Annotated in this window: 19 protein-coding genes; 1 reads left to right on the top strand and 18 read right to left on the bottom strand. The window is 48.0% G+C overall.

Annotation, left to right across the window (positions count from 1 at the left end; genetic code table 11):
• Window positions 1-2 precede the first annotated feature (2 nt).
• The 11 genes from nusB to spoIIIAA form a co-directional block, all read right to left on the bottom strand.
• The gene (gene nusB, locus FLB61_RS05690) at window positions 3-410 is read right to left on the bottom strand and encodes a transcription antitermination factor NusB (protein ID WP_087199088.1); all 408 of its coding nucleotides are present in this window, start codon (window positions 408-410) and stop codon (window positions 3-5) included.
• A gap of 187 nt (window positions 411-597) precedes the next feature.
• Window positions 598-978 (bottom strand): Asp23/Gls24 family envelope stress response protein, encoded by a 381-nt coding sequence (locus tag FLB61_RS05695; protein WP_087199086.1) that lies wholly within the window; start codon window positions 976-978, stop codon window positions 598-600.
• Window positions 979-1,114: 136 nt separating this feature from the next.
• Entirely contained in the window at window positions 1,115-2,707 is a 1,593-nt protein-coding gene (locus FLB61_RS05700; protein ID WP_087199083.1) for a peptide chain release factor 3, read from the bottom strand.
• Window positions 2,708-2,804: 97 nt separating this feature from the next.
• Complete coding sequence (locus FLB61_RS05705) at window positions 2,805-3,488, bottom strand: SpoIIIAH-like family protein (RefSeq protein WP_221919632.1); 684 nt, start codon at window positions 3,486-3,488, stop codon at window positions 2,805-2,807.
• Between the two features lie 17 nt (window positions 3,489-3,505).
• Window positions 3,506-4,051 (bottom strand): stage III sporulation protein AG, encoded by a 546-nt coding sequence (locus tag FLB61_RS05710; protein WP_246599129.1) that lies wholly within the window; start codon window positions 4,049-4,051, stop codon window positions 3,506-3,508.
• Window positions 3,987-4,325 carry a stage III sporulation protein AF gene (locus FLB61_RS05715; protein ID WP_087199075.1) on the bottom strand — a complete coding sequence of 113 codons (339 nt, stop codon included), beginning with the start codon at window positions 4,323-4,325 and terminating at the stop codon, window positions 3,987-3,989. Before FLB61_RS05715 ends, FLB61_RS05710 begins: the two co-directional genes overlap by 65 nt.
• An 8-nt stretch (window positions 4,326-4,333) precedes the next feature.
• A complete protein-coding gene (locus tag FLB61_RS05720) occupies window positions 4,334-5,494 on the bottom strand; it encodes a stage III sporulation protein AE (RefSeq protein WP_221919633.1) in 1,161 nt (386 codons plus the stop codon).
• Window positions 5,494-5,880 carry a SpoIIIAC/SpoIIIAD family protein gene (locus FLB61_RS05725; protein WP_087199070.1) on the bottom strand — a complete coding sequence of 129 codons (387 nt, stop codon included), beginning with the start codon at window positions 5,878-5,880 and terminating at the stop codon, window positions 5,494-5,496. The genes FLB61_RS05720 and FLB61_RS05725 overlap by 1 nt, the downstream gene beginning before the upstream one ends.
• Window positions 5,881-5,899: 19 nt before the next feature.
• Window positions 5,900-6,094, bottom strand: a complete 195-nt coding sequence (spoIIIAC, locus tag FLB61_RS05730; protein WP_087199067.1) for a stage III sporulation protein AC — start codon at window positions 6,092-6,094, stop codon at window positions 5,900-5,902.
• Window positions 6,095-6,118: 24 nt separating this feature from the next.
• Complete coding sequence (locus FLB61_RS05735) at window positions 6,119-6,652, bottom strand: stage III sporulation protein AB (protein WP_221919634.1); 534 nt, start codon at window positions 6,650-6,652, stop codon at window positions 6,119-6,121.
• Window positions 6,643-7,551, bottom strand: a complete 909-nt coding sequence (gene spoIIIAA, locus FLB61_RS05740) for a stage III sporulation protein AA (protein ID WP_087211379.1) — start codon at window positions 7,549-7,551, stop codon at window positions 6,643-6,645. The genes FLB61_RS05735 and spoIIIAA overlap by 10 nt, the downstream gene beginning before the upstream one ends.
• Before the next feature lie 168 nt (window positions 7,552-7,719).
• Between spoIIIAA and FLB61_RS05745 the strand changes: the two genes are divergently transcribed.
• Window positions 7,720-8,211 (top strand): GNAT family N-acetyltransferase, encoded by a 492-nt coding sequence (locus FLB61_RS05745; protein ID WP_221919635.1) that lies wholly within the window; start codon window positions 7,720-7,722, stop codon window positions 8,209-8,211.
• 64 nt (window positions 8,212-8,275) lie between these two features.
• Here the strand turns inward: FLB61_RS05745 and FLB61_RS05750 are convergent, their stop codons facing one another.
• The 7 genes from FLB61_RS05750 to rbfA all read right to left on the bottom strand — a co-directional run bounded on the left by FLB61_RS05750 (window position 8,276) and on the right by rbfA (window position 14,975).
• Entirely contained in the window at window positions 8,276-8,929 is a 654-nt protein-coding gene (locus FLB61_RS05750; RefSeq protein ID WP_087211408.1) for a DUF1847 domain-containing protein, read from the bottom strand.
• 119 nt (window positions 8,930-9,048) lie between these two features.
• A complete protein-coding gene (locus FLB61_RS05755; protein ID WP_087199060.1) occupies window positions 9,049-11,145 on the bottom strand; it encodes a polyribonucleotide nucleotidyltransferase in 2,097 nt (698 codons plus the stop codon).
• 205 nt (window positions 11,146-11,350) lie between these two features.
• Window positions 11,351-11,617 carry a 30S ribosomal protein S15 gene (rpsO, locus tag FLB61_RS05760; protein ID WP_087199059.1) on the bottom strand — a complete coding sequence of 89 codons (267 nt, stop codon included), beginning with the start codon at window positions 11,615-11,617 and terminating at the stop codon, window positions 11,351-11,353.
• A gap of 130 nt (window positions 11,618-11,747) precedes the next feature.
• Window positions 11,748-12,698 carry a riboflavin biosynthesis protein RibF gene (gene ribF / locus FLB61_RS05765; protein WP_221919636.1) on the bottom strand — a complete coding sequence of 317 codons (951 nt, stop codon included), beginning with the start codon at window positions 12,696-12,698 and terminating at the stop codon, window positions 11,748-11,750.
• Window positions 12,699-12,728: 30 nt separating this feature from the next.
• Window positions 12,729-13,643 carry a tRNA pseudouridine(55) synthase TruB gene (truB, locus tag FLB61_RS05770; protein WP_087211385.1) on the bottom strand — a complete coding sequence of 305 codons (915 nt, stop codon included), beginning with the start codon at window positions 13,641-13,643 and terminating at the stop codon, window positions 12,729-12,731.
• Window positions 13,640-14,602 carry a DHH family phosphoesterase gene (locus FLB61_RS05775; protein ID WP_330625513.1) on the bottom strand — a complete coding sequence of 321 codons (963 nt, stop codon included), beginning with the start codon at window positions 14,600-14,602 and terminating at the stop codon, window positions 13,640-13,642. The genes truB and FLB61_RS05775 overlap by 4 nt, the downstream gene beginning before the upstream one ends.
• 1 nt (window position 14,603) lies before the next feature.
• Window positions 14,604-14,975 (bottom strand): 30S ribosome-binding factor RbfA, encoded by a 372-nt coding sequence (gene rbfA, locus FLB61_RS05780; RefSeq protein ID WP_221919638.1) that lies wholly within the window; start codon window positions 14,973-14,975, stop codon window positions 14,604-14,606.
• Window positions 14,976-14,983: the final 8 nt, after the last annotated feature.

Here is a 14,983-nt window from a genome sequence, read left to right on the forward strand (position 1 = left end):
TTTTACCCTGCTATTTTTGCCAGCACTCCATTGATAAATGCAGGTCCTTCCTCACTGCTGTATTTTTTTGCAAGTTCAACGGCCTCGTTGATCGCCACTTTGACCGGAATGTCATCATCCCATTTTATCTCATAGACGGCAAGCCGAAGTATCGTAAGATCTGCTTTGTTCATTCGGCTTGTCTTCCATCCGGTTGTCAGACCGTTGATCATCTCGTCGATCTCCTGGATCTTCTCTTCTATTTTTCTGCTCTTTTCCAGAATATATGCCTCGTCCTCTTCCCGGACATCCCTTTCTGCCTTGAGCATCTCCATGTATAGCTCCCTTTGTCCGCTCATTTCTGACGTGTCAAAAAACTCTTTTCTGAACAGTACCCTGAAAATGTGTTCTCTGATTTCTGATCTTCCCATATCTTCTCCTCTTTCAACTGTCTCTTTTCTATTTCACACAGGCAATCCAAAAGATTTTCCTGCTGTATAACACAAAAGGGGAGTCTTACCGACTCCCCTCATTATACAATACGCGCGATGTGATACGCAACTGATTTGCGCATAATCATGCTTATTCTTGTATATTTATACTTTCAATGTACGGGGATTATTCTGATTCGGCGTCATCGACACCTGCGACCTTCACATTGACATCCGCCACGGTAAGGCCTGTCATATTCTCAATAGCTGTCTTTACCTTTTCCTGTACTTTGGATGATACTTCCATGATGTTTTTGCCAAACCGCAAATTCAAAGCAAGGGAAACGGTAACGACTCCGTCCAGGACGTCTACTCTCACACCTTTTGCCAGATTCTTCTTGCCAAGCTTGCTGAGCAGATCCCGCGTGGATGTGCCTGCCATAGAAGAGACACCGTCTACTTCCATCGCTGCAAGCCCTGCTATGATCGCCACCACTTCGTCAGCAATCTGAACCTGTCCCAGTTCTTCATCCTGAATCGTGTAAGCTCCTCTTTCTTCTTTTCCCATATCTCAAACCTCCTTATCCCGGGTTATCCGTAGCATCGGTAAATACTGCATTTATTATACCAAAAGAACATACGTGTTACAAGGGTAAGGGGCAGAATCTTTCAGAACTCTTCCTGAAATCTTTTTGAATCTTTTCTTAAGAGCGCCCGAACTCAGAAAGTTTCAGTCCTTCGTTTCGCTCCAATGTCATACGGATACTCCATTCGTGGACAAACAGAAGAAGCGGTCTTCCTTTGAGGTCTTTGATTTTCTTCATATCCGAAGTTCCGCTCAGCCGATCCATATCGATCTCTTCGTTTTCAATCCATCGGATATGCTCATACGGAAGATTTTCCAGGATGATGTCCACGTTGTACTCATTTTTGAGCCTATATTTCAGGACATCAAACTGCAGAACTCCCACGACTCCCACGATGATCTCCTCCATCCCGGTGTTGAATTCCTGGAAAATCTGGATTGCTCCTTCCTGGGCAATCTGGTTGATCCCTTTGATAAACTGCTTCCGCTTCATAGTGTCTACCTGGCGCACTCTGGCAAAGTGTTCCGGCGCAAATGTCGGAATGCCTTCATAGGCAAACTTCTCCGGCGATGTGGTAATCGTGTCTCCAATGGAAAAGATGCCCGGATCAAAGATCCCGATGATATCTCCTCCGTACGCTTTCTCGATCATCTTGCGCTCACTTGCCATCATCTGCTGAGGCTGTGAGAGGCGGACTTTCTTCTGTCCCTGGATATGAAACGCATCCATCCCCGCATCAAACTCTCCGGAACAAATGCGCATGAAAGCAATCCTGTCCCGGTGTGCCTTGTTCATATTTGCCTGAATCTTGAATACAAATGCGGAGAAATCCTTCTCCTTCATCGGATCGATCTCGCCTTTATCAGACTTTCTCGGAAGTGGAGAAGTCGTCATCTTCAGGAAATGCTGAAGAAATGTCTCTACACCGAAATTTGTCAGAGCGGAACCGAAAAATACCGGCGACAACTCCCCTTTGCTTACAAGCTCCTGGTCAAACTCAGCGCTGGCTCCATCGAGAAGTTCGATCTCCCCTAAGAGCTGTTCTTTCTGATCTGCGTCCATATAGGAATCTGCCTGCGGATCGTCAAGGGCAATCTTCTTTACTTCCCCTGTCGTTGTCCCCTTCTTTGTGTCGAAGAAAAGCTCGATTTCCTTTTCATTTCGGTCATACACACCGCGGAACGCTTTCCCGGACCCGATCGGCCAGTTGACCGGGCAGGTGGCGATCCCAAGCTCCTTCTCTATATCGTCCAGAAGTTCAAAGGTGTCCATGGCCTCCCGGTCCATCTTGTTGATGAAAGTAAATATCGGGATGCGGCGCATGACACAGACTTTGAAAAGCTTTCTTGTCTGCGCCTCCACCCCTTTTGATGCGTCGATGACCATCACTGCAGAGTCGGCAGCCATCAATGTACGGTATGTGTCCTCGGAGAAATCCTGATGGCCCGGTGTGTCCAGGATATTGATACAGTACCCTCCGTAATTAAACTGAAGCACGGACGAAGTGACGGAGATCCCTCTCTCCTTCTCGATCTCCATCCAGTCTGACACGGCATGTTTTGCCGTAGCTTTTCCTTTGACGGAACCAGCCTGGTTGATGGCTCCTCCATATAATAAAAATTTCTCTGTCAACGTTGTCTTCCCGGCGTCCGGGTGGGAAATGATCGCGAATGTCCTCCGCTTTCTGATTTCATCTGTAATATTTGACATGATATTCTCCTGTATTTTTCATATTCGCCGTGAACAAAGCTTGCGTTCCGGCACAGTATTTTATTTTAACATATCCTCCGGCACTTCTGCAATGATTTTACTCTTCTTTTGTGCTTTCCTGACTCTCTTCTTTGCTGTCGCCCGTGCTGTCTTTGGTGGCATCCTTATGTATCGGAGAGATAATGATGTTTTCCGGAGAAACTCCTGTTTTTCTCGTCACGATATCCTCGATCTGCGCCCTGTTGGCATCTGTCATTTCCACATTTCCCACGACGACATCCACTTTTCCGTCACTGACTGTGACTACCGTCTCGCTGAAGCCTTTGGATGCCAGGAGTGTCTCTGCAGCCGACTCCTGCTCTGCGATCTTTGTGAGATCCAGCATCTGCTGAATGGCATCTTCTTTCTGGGCATCGGAAACGCTCGTGCTGTCAATGATGCTTTGAAGTGTCTCCTTGTTCTTTGCACGCACCTGCTCTCTGGAAACCTTTGCCTGTGCCACCGTATTTTTCACTTCCCCGCTTGTCAGCACAGCCTCCCCAGGATTGCCTTCCACTTCCCCGTCCGTCGTCTCTGCGTCCTGATCCAGGCTTTCGATATCCCCGGAAGTCTGAGAGGCGTCTTCATCCGAAATATCAAGAAGTTCCGCGTTTGCCTGCTGTGTTTCCTCCTTCTCCTTGTCCGGGAACAATTTCCCCGAGTAGTTTAAATACCCAGCCGCCGCGATCATCAGCGCAAGGGCAGTCACTACGATCTGGTTTTTCTTGAATAATCTTTTCACAGTCATCCCTCCTGCTTTTACTGTTTCATCTTTACTACCTTAATCTTATGTGACTCCACACCGAATAATGCCTGCACGGCCTCCGTGATATTCTGTACCACCACCGGTTTTTCTCCCCCTTCTGCAATAACTACGACGCCCTCAATATCCGGGCTCAGCTCTTTTGTCACGTAGGGCACCTGTCCCTGACCGGAATCATCCGAATAGACAGTTTCCTCTCTCATGGTCGTTCTCCCTTCCTCTTTGTCGGTCTCCACATCTTTCTCCACGACTTTTTCTGACGAAGAGGACAACGTTATCATGACTTTCACTTTTCCAGCCCCCTCGATATCTGAGAGCATGGATGTCAGCTTTCTCTCTACCGTGGCCGCGTAAGCATCCTGTGTCGTCCTTTCTGTGCTTCTGCTTTCCCCGGATTCTGTCTTCGTACTCTTGGGATCGGACACCGGCATCGCGATCACAAGAATCAGAAGCCCGAAAAGGAACAGGATAAGCCATCTATTCTTGGCTGGAATTTTCGGATTTTTCAGAAATTTCGTGATCCACGTCATTTTGCCATTCAAGATATCCCTCCTCTGCTTCCCGGAAATATTCGGCTGCTTGTTCGATCTCCCGTGCTTCCTGCCGGTATGTCACGCTGCGGAATATCTGCTCAAATTCACTTTTGAGGTGAAATCCCTGCATGACCGGCTCTGCCAGCATCAGGATCAGCACAAGCCCGGTAAAAAAACGGATGTATTTTTTGTAAACGGAATCCGGAATCATCTGCAGAATCACGGTTATCAATATGAGATAAAACGCAAGATTCCTTATCCAATCATATATATATGTCAGCATGGCCCCTCCTATACCCCAAATGCCGCTACTACGACGATGGTCAAGAGAAACAGTACCGCGCTTGTGTAGACGGTCTTCAAAAGCAGCACTGCCCCGTCTCCTGTACTGGCGATGCAGGAGACGATCCTTTTATCAGACACTGGTTCCGCCACTGCAGCGATCAGTTTATAAATCAGCGTCATCATTCCGATCTGGAGGATCGGCACCGCACAGATGACGACGCATACGACTGCTCCCACCGCCCCTATCCCGTTCCGGATCAGTACGACGGAAGACAAAATCACGTCTGTCATCCCTCCAAGCGCTCCCCCCACCCCCGGTATCGCCTCAAGCCCTTTTTGTATCCCGCTGCTGCGCACCGCATCCATAGCTGGACTGATGAGGCCCTGCATGACATTGATTCCGGCGACACAGATCAGCATCGTCTTGAGTATCCACCGTACGATCATATCCAGCAGCTCCCCGAACCTTGTCAGATATGGTTCCGGAGAAAGATGGTCCAAAATCCGGATCATCATATACACATGGATCATCGGCAGGATGATATGAAGAATTACCGTCTCAACCAGATAGATGAGAATGAGCATCAGATTGTAAAATAGTACTGACGTCGTACTTCCGGTAGAAAATGCCGTGGCCAGAAAATAGAGCGGACACAGCACTTTCATGAAATCTTTCAGGACTTTGAGGCTCCCGTCGATGGAGTCGATCATGATCCCAAAGGATTTCAAAAGAATCGTGATGAGCAGAAGATACAATATCAAAAATCCGGTCTCTGCCACCTGTCGGTTTGTAAAGATATGAGAAAAATTTACAAATACAGCCGCGATCATCGCGATCACGAGGATATGTACGATGGCCTCCCGGTTGTCCCTCAGAACGGAAAATGTACCTGTACGGATCCCTGAAAAGATCAGATGGACAAACCCGGAAAAATCTCCGTCTGTCAGCGTCTTTACAAGATCCTCGAAAGAAACCGACTCCTCAGGAAAAATATCCGAAAGCATCCTGTCCACTTCGTCAAAGTCAAATTCTTTTAGAATCTCCTCACTTGCCGCCTCTTCTTGCTTTGTCGTCGTTTCTTCTTGCGGCGCCGCCTCCGTGTGGATTGCCCCCGCCCATACAAAAAAGCAGATAACTGCAAGAAGAAACCATCTCTTTTTTCTCATTATGTCAGAAATGCCTGGACCGTCTTTAGCAGCGCGAGAAGGATAGGCATGCTCAGGACAAGCACGGCAAGTTTCCCAAACAGCTCGATCTGAACCGCCAGCGTCTGGTTTCCGCAGTCCCGGCAGATATTGGAGGCAAACTCCGCCGCGTACGTGATCCCCAGCATCTTGAGCAAAATGGCCAGATAGGAACCCTCGATCCGGATCATCGAACCGATCTCACGGATCGTATCCAGGATGGAGGAAAGTTTCGAAAGGATACCAAAGCAGATGACCATCCCGGCCGCAATACTGATATAGATCCCATATTCGCCCTTTTGTCCTTTAAACTGCATCGCCAGCAGTGCGGCACATACCGCTGCTGCCGCTGCCTGCATCATCGTCATAGGCTCCTCCTTTCTGCCGTCACAGGGAAAACAGATTCCGCATCGTTTCAAAAAGATCATATATATACGGTACAATCCAGATCAAAACAAGGATCAGCCCTGCAAGGCTTGTCAAAAACGCCTGCTCTTCCCGTCCACTGTGTTTGAGCACCTGGCTCAGGACGGATACCAATATACCCACAGCCGCAATCTTAAAAATCAAACTGACACTCATACGCACTTCCTTCCCTTTCTTCTGTCAGAAAAATAAAACGGTCAGAAACACGCCCAGGAGTACACCCAGGCAATTCCCGATCCGCTGTTTGGGCCCGATCTCTTCTTCTGTTTTTCGGATCTTTCTGTCCCAGTCTTCGACTCCGGATAGCAGCATCCCAATCTGCATCTCCACATCCATATATCCGGTCTGCTCTCCAAGGGAAAGAAAAAGGTCCCACTCTTCTTCTGTGAGCCGCTTTTCTTTTCGGTAGCTTTCAAGGCACTTTTTTGCCTCCTCCTGAAACCACGCCGGAAAATTTACCGTCCTCTGACGGTCGAATGCCTTGTATACTTCACGGAAAAATCCTGCATACGGCTGTTTTACTCTTACCGCAGTCTCCAAGAACACATCCGGAAGAGGTTCTTTTGTGTATTTTAACTGCCCTGCAAGCATCAGAAAAATCTGTCTTAAATATCTGAGTTCTTCCAGATGAATTCTCAGATTTCTCCCGTAATTCATCCCCATTGCTGCGGACGATACAAGGATCAGTGAAGCCCCGACGATTTTTACATACATGGTTTGCCCTGCCTGTCATACACACCGGCTATCTGCCCTGGCGTCTCTTCTTTTTTGAGTACAACGTAGCGTTCAAACCGTTCGTCCCGGAGAAGTCTTCCGATCTCCGGTTTGCACCTTACCTCCTCAAAAGAACTTCCATGAGCCGTGGCCAGTATCCGGCATCCGCAGTGCATTGCATATTCGATAGCCCTTACATCCTCTGTCGTTCCGATCTCATCTGCAGCCACTACCCGAGGAGCCATGGACCGGATCATCATGATCATCCCTTCTGCTTTCGGGCAGGCGTCCAGCACATCGGTCCGAAGGCCGATATCGTTCTGCGGGATACCCATATAACATCCCGCGATTTCAGACCGTTCATCCACAACCCCTACTGTACATCCCCGGATCACATGATTCCCATCTGATATCTGTCTGATCACATCCCGCAAAAGCGTCGTTTTTCCGCAGCCGGGCGGGGAGATGATCAGTGTGTGGCAAAGTTCCTTCTGCCTTGCGATCCGCGGAAGCACTGTGTCTGCACAGCCTTTTACTTCATGTGCAACTCTTATGTGAACGGAGGATATGTACCGGATATTTTTTACTTTGTCTTTCTCTGTGATCGCCTTACCCGCAATTCCTACTCTGTGTCCTCCTTCGATGGTCAGAAAGCCTTTTCGCATTTCTTCTTCAAAAGCATAGGGAGAATAACGACTCATATAATTCAATATATCTTTTAGCTCCTCCTTCCCGGGCAGATAGCCTGTCCGAATCTCCCGCCCTCCTGCGTTCACATAGATCGGTTTTCCTGCACGGATACAGATTTCCGTCACAGCGCCGAAATCAAGATTTTCTTTTTCAAGAGCATCCCGGATACCGCATGGCAGGATGCCGTAGATCTCTTCTTTTTTTGTCATGTTTGTCCACCACCTTTTACATCATTGTATGTGAACCATGAGGAAATATTCCTGTCCTTTTCATGTTGAAAACCGAATGATACTACTTGCCGGATTCTGCGGTGCTGGATTATAATGAATACAGAAAATGCAAAATTTCAGACTCTTATAGCGAGAAAGGAACATATTATGACAATTAAAGTACGTACGTATCATGAAAAAGACATACTGGAAATGATCCGGATCTGGAATGAAGTGGTGGAAGACGGCGTTGCCTTTCCACAGGAGGACTTTCTGACAGAGGAGACCGGACCGGCCTTCTTCCTTGAACAGACCGACTGCGGCGTAGCGGAGGATGTGGATACGGGAGAAATCTGCGGTATGTACATTCTGCATCCTAATAACATAGGCAGGTGCGGACATTTGTGCAATGCAAGTTATGCTGTCGATTCCAGGTTCCGCGGACTCCATATCGGGGAGAAGCTGGTCCTCCACTCTCTGGAACAGGGGAAGCGGCGCGGCTTTCGGGTCATGCAGTTTAATGCCGTCGTTTCATCCAATATCCATGCCCGTCATCTGTACGAGCGCGTCGGCTTCGTACCTCTTGGCGTCATTCCTGGAGGATTTCGAATGAAAGACGGGCATTACGAAGACATCTGCCCATACTACCGGATATTGTAGCAGATATGCATAAAGACAGCGGCTGCCAGGGCTGGCAAAACCATGTTCCCTGGCAGCTGCTGTCTTATTCTGTTTCTTTCTGTTCTGTATCCTGCCAGAGTCTTTTGTAATAAGACTCCGCCGTGTAGAGAACTGCCGCCGGGTTATGTCCAGTCACGCGGTCTTTTGTGACTGCCGTTGTCGTAAGCGCTTCAGAGTATTTGTAAAACAAACTGTCGTGTCCCACACAGAGTCCCACGACAACGTTCAGATCCGTCTTTTCGTGATTCAGTACTTTGGCCTGAAGGATCGGATTGCACATGTGGCAGCCGATGGCTTCACATTCTTTCGGTATGCCGACAGAGACTTTATCCACGGCTCCGGTTTTGCAGGCCACGCCTACCACTTCAAATCCATGGCTTCTCAAAATTTTTGCCAGTGTCCTGCTCTCCCGAATCAGTCCCACACAGGTAGCGATCCCTATCTTTTTTACCTTCATTTTCCGTGCAAATTCCACGATCTCTTCCACACGGGTCTTCTTCAGGTACCCTTCGTATTCCACCTGTGCCGCCGCGATGGCCGCCTTTTTATTCTCCGGCTCTTCATAGCATGCCATGGCCTCTTTTAAGACTTCCTCATCCAGGGAAGATGTCATGCAAAACGACGGATATTTCGCCGTTTTTCTCTCACATTCGGTCACTGCACAATCAACACAGGATCTTCTGATCTGTTCTCCCATCTCTCTTTTCTCCTCTCCTTTTTTCATTTTACTTTATATAAAGAATCATGGTACTCCCGATTTACAGGCAAAACGGTTCAAAAAACGGCGCGGAGATATTCCGCGCCGTATCTTTATGATTATTTATTCTCTTCTGCCACGTCTTTGATGCTGAAACTGATTCTTCCCATCTTGTCTTTCCCAAGGCACACTGCCTTTACTCTGTCTCCCAGCGTCAGAACCTCTTCAACGTGTTCGATGCGGCGTTTGCAGATTTTTGAAATGTGAACCATTCCTTCTTTTCCAGGTGCAAACTCGAGGAACGCGCCAAAATCTTTAATGCTCACGACTGTTCCTTCCAGTACCTGTCCTGCTTCGAAGTCCGTGACGATGATCGTGATGAGGCGTTTTGCTTCATCCATCATCTCTTTATCTGTTCCGCAGATGGATACGCTTCCATCATCGGTAATATCGATCTTCACGCCTGTCTTCTCGATGATAGCGTTGATCGTCTTTCCTCTCTGGCCTACCACATCGCCGATCTTCTGCGGATCAATGTTCATCTGAATGATCTTCGGCGCATATTTGCCCACTTCCGGTCTCGGCTCGGAGATGGCTTTGTTCATAACTTCATCGATGATGTAAAGTCTCGCCTTACGTGTGCGGGCGATGGCTTCCTCGATGATCGGTTTTGTCAGTCCGTGAATCTTGATATCCATCTGGATCGCAGTGATACCTTTGTGTGTTCCTGCTACCTTGAAGTCCATATCCCCAAAGAAGTCTTCCAGTCCCTGGATGTCTGTGAGCACGATATAGTCATCATCTGTATCTCCTGTCACAAGACCGCAGGAAATTCCGGCAACAGCACTCTTGATCGGAACACCAGCCGCCATAAGTGACATACTGGATGCGCAGACGCTGGCCTGAGAAGTAGATCCGTTGGACTCAAATGTCTCGGAAACCGTACGGATCGCATACGGGAATTCTTCCTCTGTCGGCAGTACCGGCACAAGCGCACGCTCTGCAAGCGCTCCATGTCCGATCTCACGGCGTCCTGGTCCTCTGGACGGTTTTGTCTCTCCTACAGAGTAGGACGGGAAATTGTAGTGATGCATATAACGTTTGGACGTTTCTGCTTCATCCAGCCCGTCCACCTTCTGTGCCTCAGAAAGCGGAGCCAGTGTGGTAATGTTGCAAATCTGAGTCTGTCCTCTTGTGAACATAGCAGAACCATGCACTCTAGGAATCAGATCTACTTCTGCTGCCAGCGGGCGGATCTGATCGATAGCTCTTCCATCTGGACGTTTGTGATCTTTCAGGATCATTTTGCGCACAGTCTTTTTCTGATACTGATAGAGTGCTTCCCCGATACGCGGCAGCCACTCTTCGTTTTCTGCAAATACTTCTTCCAGTCTGTCCTGGATCTTGCGGATATTTTCTTCTCTTGTCTGTTTATCATCTGTAAATACAGCTTCTTCCATCTCTTCCGGAGGAACGATCTCTTTGATGGCCTGGAACAGTTCTTCCGGCACTGCAAAGCTTTCGTATTCATGCTTCGGTTTTCCGCATTCTGCCACGATAGTATCGATAAAAGCTATGATCTTCTGGTTCACTTCGTGAGCGGCAAAGATCGCTTCCAGCATCTTATCTTCCGGAACTTCGTTTGCTCCCGCTTCGATCATGATAACTTTTTCTCTTGTGGAAGCGACAGTGAGCTGCATATCAGAAGCTGCTTTCTGTGCTGCAGTCGGGTTGAACACGAGTTCTCCGTCCACAAGCCCTACCTGAGTGGATGCAGTCGGACCATCAAACGGGATATCTGAGATCGCCACAGCGATGGCGGAACCAAGCATTGCCGTAAGTTCCGGGCTGCAGTCCTGGTCTACAGAGAGCACGAGGTTTTCCAGTGTCACATCATTTCTGTAATCTTTCGGGAAAAGCGGACGCATCGGTCTGTCGATCACGCGGTCTGTCAGGATCGCATTTTCAGACGCTTTTCCTTCTCTCTTATTGAACCCGCCAGGAATCTTTCCTACTGCGTAAAGTTTTTCATTGTATTCCACGTTGAGCGGGAAGAAATCAATCCCTTCTCTCGGCTTTTCAGAAGCCGTAGCTGTGGATAATACGGTCGTCTCGCCATAGTGCATAAACGCTGCACCATTTGCCTGTTTTGCCACTCGTCCGATATCGACTCTGAGAGTACGTCCGGCGAGTTCCATTTCAAATGTCTTGTACATTCTGATTCTCCTTTTCCTTTCTTTTTGTTCTGTCCGGCATATACGGAGAATCCCGAAACTACTGAAAAACCAGTCAGCGCCTTCCTGATTTGCTTTTCAGTGGTCTCGGTGTTTCTTCCCCTTTTTATACCGTTTTTTCCCGGTTACCCATGAACCGCAGAAAAAAATGAGGACGGAGTTTTTTCCGTCCTCTTTCTCACAGTGACTATTTTCTAAGTCCTAATCTTTCAATCAAAGAACGGTATCTTTCGATATCTTTTTTCTTTAAATATGCAAGAAGACCACGTCTCTGACCTACCATTTTCAAAAGACCTCTTCTGGAGTGATGATCCTTTGGATTAGCTTTGAAATGTTCTGTTAATTCATTGATTCTTGCTGTCAACAGTGCTACCTGTACTTCCGGAGATCCTGTATCTCCTTCGCATCTTCCGTATTCAGCGATGATCGCTGCTTTCTTGTCTTTACAAATCATGTTTGTATCCTCCTTCTTTTATTTCAAACGCCGGATATCAGGCGGTGGTCGGAGTCTTCCATCCACTGGATATCGGCTTACTCACACTTAGCCATTATAGCAAAGTACCCTGCTATTGTCAATTCTTTTCTTACCGGTTTCTTCCCCTGTTGGCAACCTGGAAAAAATATCGTTTTCCCTCCCGGATATCGTCCTGTATCTGGTTTTTCAATGCATGGACATCCGCAAATTTTCTCTCCGGGCGCAGATATTGGTAAAGCTGAACGATGATCTCCCGCCCATATACTTCTTCTTTCTCTTCATAGCAGAAAAGATGGGCGGAAAGCGTGCGCTCCTCATTCTGAGCAACCGTCGGTTTGGTCCCGATATTGCACACGCCCTGATACCAGTCGCCGCCGCTTCGGATCTTACAGATATATGTGCCTTTTGGCGGCAGGATCTTTTCTTCACACGGGATGATATCCATCGTCGGGCTGCCCATCTCCCTGCCTTGCTGATCCCCTTTTACAACAGTGCCGGCAATCGTATACGGGTAACTCAAAAGACGGTTGACAAGATACATGTCCCCTGTCTTCATCACTTCCCTCACATATGTACTGCTCACAACGCGGGAACCGTACATCTCATTTTCCATCACTTCGATCGTATAGCCGTACCTTTTTGCATACTTCTTCAGCATCTCCGTATCGCCGCGCCGCTCATGTCCAAAACGGAAATTCTCTCCAACCACGATATATTTTGCATGGAAGACCCCGCATAAAATCTGCTCAATAAATTGCTCTGCCTCCATCTCCTTGACGGAAAGGAAGGGACATTCTACCAGATAGTCCACTCTGTTTTCCAGGCGAAACGCCCTTTCCGCATTCGTCATCAGCTTTTTCCCATCCAGATGCATTCTCGCTTTAAATTCCGTCATATCGAAAAAACAAACAACACTTTTTAGATCCGTCTCCTCTTCCACATGTTCCATAACCCGTTCCACAAGTTTTCTGTGTCCGCGGTGAAGCCCGTCAAACTTCCCGAGTGTGACGGCGGATCCGGCTTTTTCTTTGTACTGTTCCAATCCTGTAATATATTGCATGTTCTTTCCTCATTTCCATGCCCCGCTGTCCTATTGCTGTCTGGGACTGTAAAACATTTTTTCTACCTTGTATCTGTTTTCTTTGCTGTCATAGCGGTACAGCGCAAGAAACAGGCCGTCTTTTTGGTATACACGGATCCGCTCCTGGCTCTGAGGCATTGTGTTTTCTTCCAGCTGTCTTTTCGTCAATGCGTTTCCGTTGTATACGCTTTTTTCCTCCCCTTCTTTTACAAATACCTTTGGCACATCCGGGAACATCGCGTCTATCGGTACTAGAATTTCTTCAATCCTTCCTTCCCGTACGCATGTCTCGATCTCATCAAGGCTTTTGCTCTCTTCCAGGGTAAAAATTCCGGATTTTGTCCGGATGAGTGAGGACATACATCCCCCGCATCCGAGCTTCTCTCCGATATCATTACAGAGGGTCCGTATATATGTCCCCTTGGAGCACCAGACTTCAAACCGTACTTCCGGAAGGTTGATTTCACGGATCTCAATACGGTGGATCTGGATTTTTCTCGGTTTTCTCTCAATCTCCACGCCCTCCCTCGCCAGTTCGTAGAGTTTTTTCCCATTGACTTTGAGCGCAGAGTACATCGGAGGGATCTGGTCGTACTCCCCGACAAAGGAGAGAATTGTCTCCCGGACCTGATCTTGCGTGATTCCCTCCACAGAGCACTCTTTTTTCACTTCTCCCGAGATGTCCTGGGTATCTGTCGTCTTTCCCAAAAGCAGCACTGCCTCGTACGCTTTTTCTTTCTCCGTGAGCATGTCGCACAGCTTCGTAGCTTTTCCAAAACACACCGGAAGGACACCTGTGGCATCCGGATCAAGCGTCCCTGTATGGCCGATCTTTTTCTGGCGTGTGATCCCGCGAAGTTTCGCTACCACATCGTGGGAAGTAAATCCTTTTTCTTTTCTTACATTGATGATACCGTCGATCATGCTGTCTCATCCTCCAGCTGCGGAGCGATCAGACGCATGACATTGTTGATCACATCATGTGCTGTCCCACGCATCGTCAGACCTGCTGCCCTGACATGGCCGCCGCCTCCAAAATACTGTGCCACTTTGCTCACGTCTACCTTCTGTTTGGAACGAAGGCTGACTTTAAATTCGCCTTTCTGGAGCTCATAGAGAAAGACTGCCACTTCCACGCCTTTCGTGAGCCGAAGCTGGCTTACGATCCCTTCCAGATCTTTTGCCTTTACCCCAAAAAATTCCATGCTGGCCTTCGTAATATAAGAAAAGATAACCTGGCCGTCCATAAGACGGATACTCTCAAGGAGAGCTTTTCCGAGTACCTGATTCTGCTCGTATGTTTTTTCATAAAACGTTTTTTCCACGATCTCGGATGCATGGATTCCTTTTCTCAGAAGTTCTGCCGCCGCTTCCATGGTGGAAGGCTTTGTGCAGGAATACTGGAACACTCCGGTATCATGGACGATTCCGAGATAGAGTGCTTCTGCGATCTCTTTCGTGATGCGTTCCTTTTCCATCAGGTTGTAGACAAGTTCCGATGTGGAACTTGCGTCCGGCTCGATATCATTGTGATCAGCAAACATCTGATTGCTCACATGGTGATCAATACATACTGTCTGTCCTGCATGTTCAAACAGGCATTCAGCAAACCCAAGCCGTTTTGCATCTCCGCAGTCCAGCGCAAAAAACACATCGTATGTCTGATCTTCGGAAGCCTCGTGCCGGATACAGTCAGCTCCTTTCAGGAACCGGAACGAATTTGGTATCTCTTCCAGATACACATCCGCTTTGATCTGCGGATAATAGCTGCAGATATATTGACAAAGTGCAAGGCAGGATCCGCAGCAGTCACCGTCCGGCCGCACATGTCCTGCGATACCGACGGTCTTTGCACCTGCCAGTATTTCATCCAAATTCAGCATTTTATTCATCCTCTTGATTCTGACCTCTTGTTACATCATCGATCATTTTTGACATGGCTACACCGTACTCGATGGACTGATCCAGGATAAAACGGATCTCCGGCGTATTTCGCAGATTCAGTGTCCTGGCCAGCTCCCTGCGGATGTAGCCTTCCGCATTTTTCAGTCCTTTCAGCGTATCTTTTTGTGCCTCCTCGTCCCCGAGAACGCTGATATACGCCTTACATGTCTTCAGATCCGGCGCCACTTCCACCGCAACGACGGATGTAAATTCCGCAATCCGGGGATCCTTAAGACCCCTGCGCAGAATGTTGGAAAGTTCATGCTGGACTTCGGAATTGATCCTTGTATTTTTAATACTGTTTTTTCTCATATTCCTCT

This window comes from Sellimonas caecigallum (assembly GCF_019754295.1).
Taxonomy (GTDB): domain Bacteria; phylum Bacillota; class Clostridia; order Lachnospirales; family Lachnospiraceae; genus Sellimonas; species Sellimonas caecigallum.

Coding starts and splice junctions, on each gene's coding strand:
- FLB61_RS05750 (WP_087211408.1), bottom strand. CDS start 8,929: ATGGGAGAACAGATCAGAAGATCCTGTGTTGATTGTGCAGTGACCGAA.
- FLB61_RS05725 (WP_087199070.1), bottom strand. CDS start 5,880: ATGACGATGATGCAGGCAGCGGCAGCAGCGGTATGTGCCGCACTGCTG.
- spoIIIAC (WP_087199067.1), bottom strand. CDS start 6,094: ATGAGTGTCAGTTTGATTTTTAAGATTGCGGCTGTGGGTATATTGGTA.
- FLB61_RS05745 (WP_221919635.1), top strand. CDS start 7,720: ATGACAATTAAAGTACGTACGTATCATGAAAAAGACATACTGGAAATG.
- FLB61_RS05720 (WP_221919633.1), bottom strand. CDS start 5,494: ATGAGAAAAAAGAGATGGTTTCTTCTTGCAGTTATCTGCTTTTTTGTA.
- ribF (WP_221919636.1), bottom strand. CDS start 12,698: ATGCAATATATTACAGGATTGGAACAGTACAAAGAAAAAGCCGGATCC.
- FLB61_RS05715 (WP_087199075.1), bottom strand. CDS start 4,325: ATGCTGACATATATATATGATTGGATAAGGAATCTTGCGTTTTATCTC.
- rpsO (WP_087199059.1), bottom strand. CDS start 11,617: ATGATTTGTAAAGACAAGAAAGCAGCGATCATCGCTGAATACGGAAGA.
- spoIIIAA (WP_087211379.1), bottom strand. CDS start 7,551: ATGACAAAAAAAGAAGAGATCTACGGCATCCTGCCATGCGGTATCCGG.
- nusB (WP_087199088.1), bottom strand. CDS start 410: ATGGGAAGATCAGAAATCAGAGAACACATTTTCAGGGTACTGTTCAGA.
- FLB61_RS05700 (WP_087199083.1), bottom strand. CDS start 2,707: ATGTCAAATATTACAGATGAAATCAGAAAGCGGAGGACATTCGCGATC.
- FLB61_RS05695 (WP_087199086.1), bottom strand. CDS start 978: ATGGGAAAAGAAGAAAGAGGAGCTTACACGATTCAGGATGAAGAACTG.
- FLB61_RS05775 (WP_330625513.1), bottom strand. CDS start 14,602: ATGCTGAATTTGGATGAAATACTGGCAGGTGCAAAGACCGTCGGTATC.
- rbfA (WP_221919638.1), bottom strand. CDS start 14,975: ATGAGAAAAAACAGTATTAAAAATACAAGGATCAATTCCGAAGTCCAG.
- FLB61_RS05755 (WP_087199060.1), bottom strand. CDS start 11,145: ATGTACAAGACATTTGAAATGGAACTCGCCGGACGTACTCTCAGAGTC.
- FLB61_RS05735 (WP_221919634.1), bottom strand. CDS start 6,652: ATGTATGTAAAAATCGTCGGGGCTTCACTGATCCTTGTATCGTCCGCA.
- truB (WP_087211385.1), bottom strand. CDS start 13,643: ATGATCGACGGTATCATCAATGTAAGAAAAGAAAAAGGATTTACTTCC.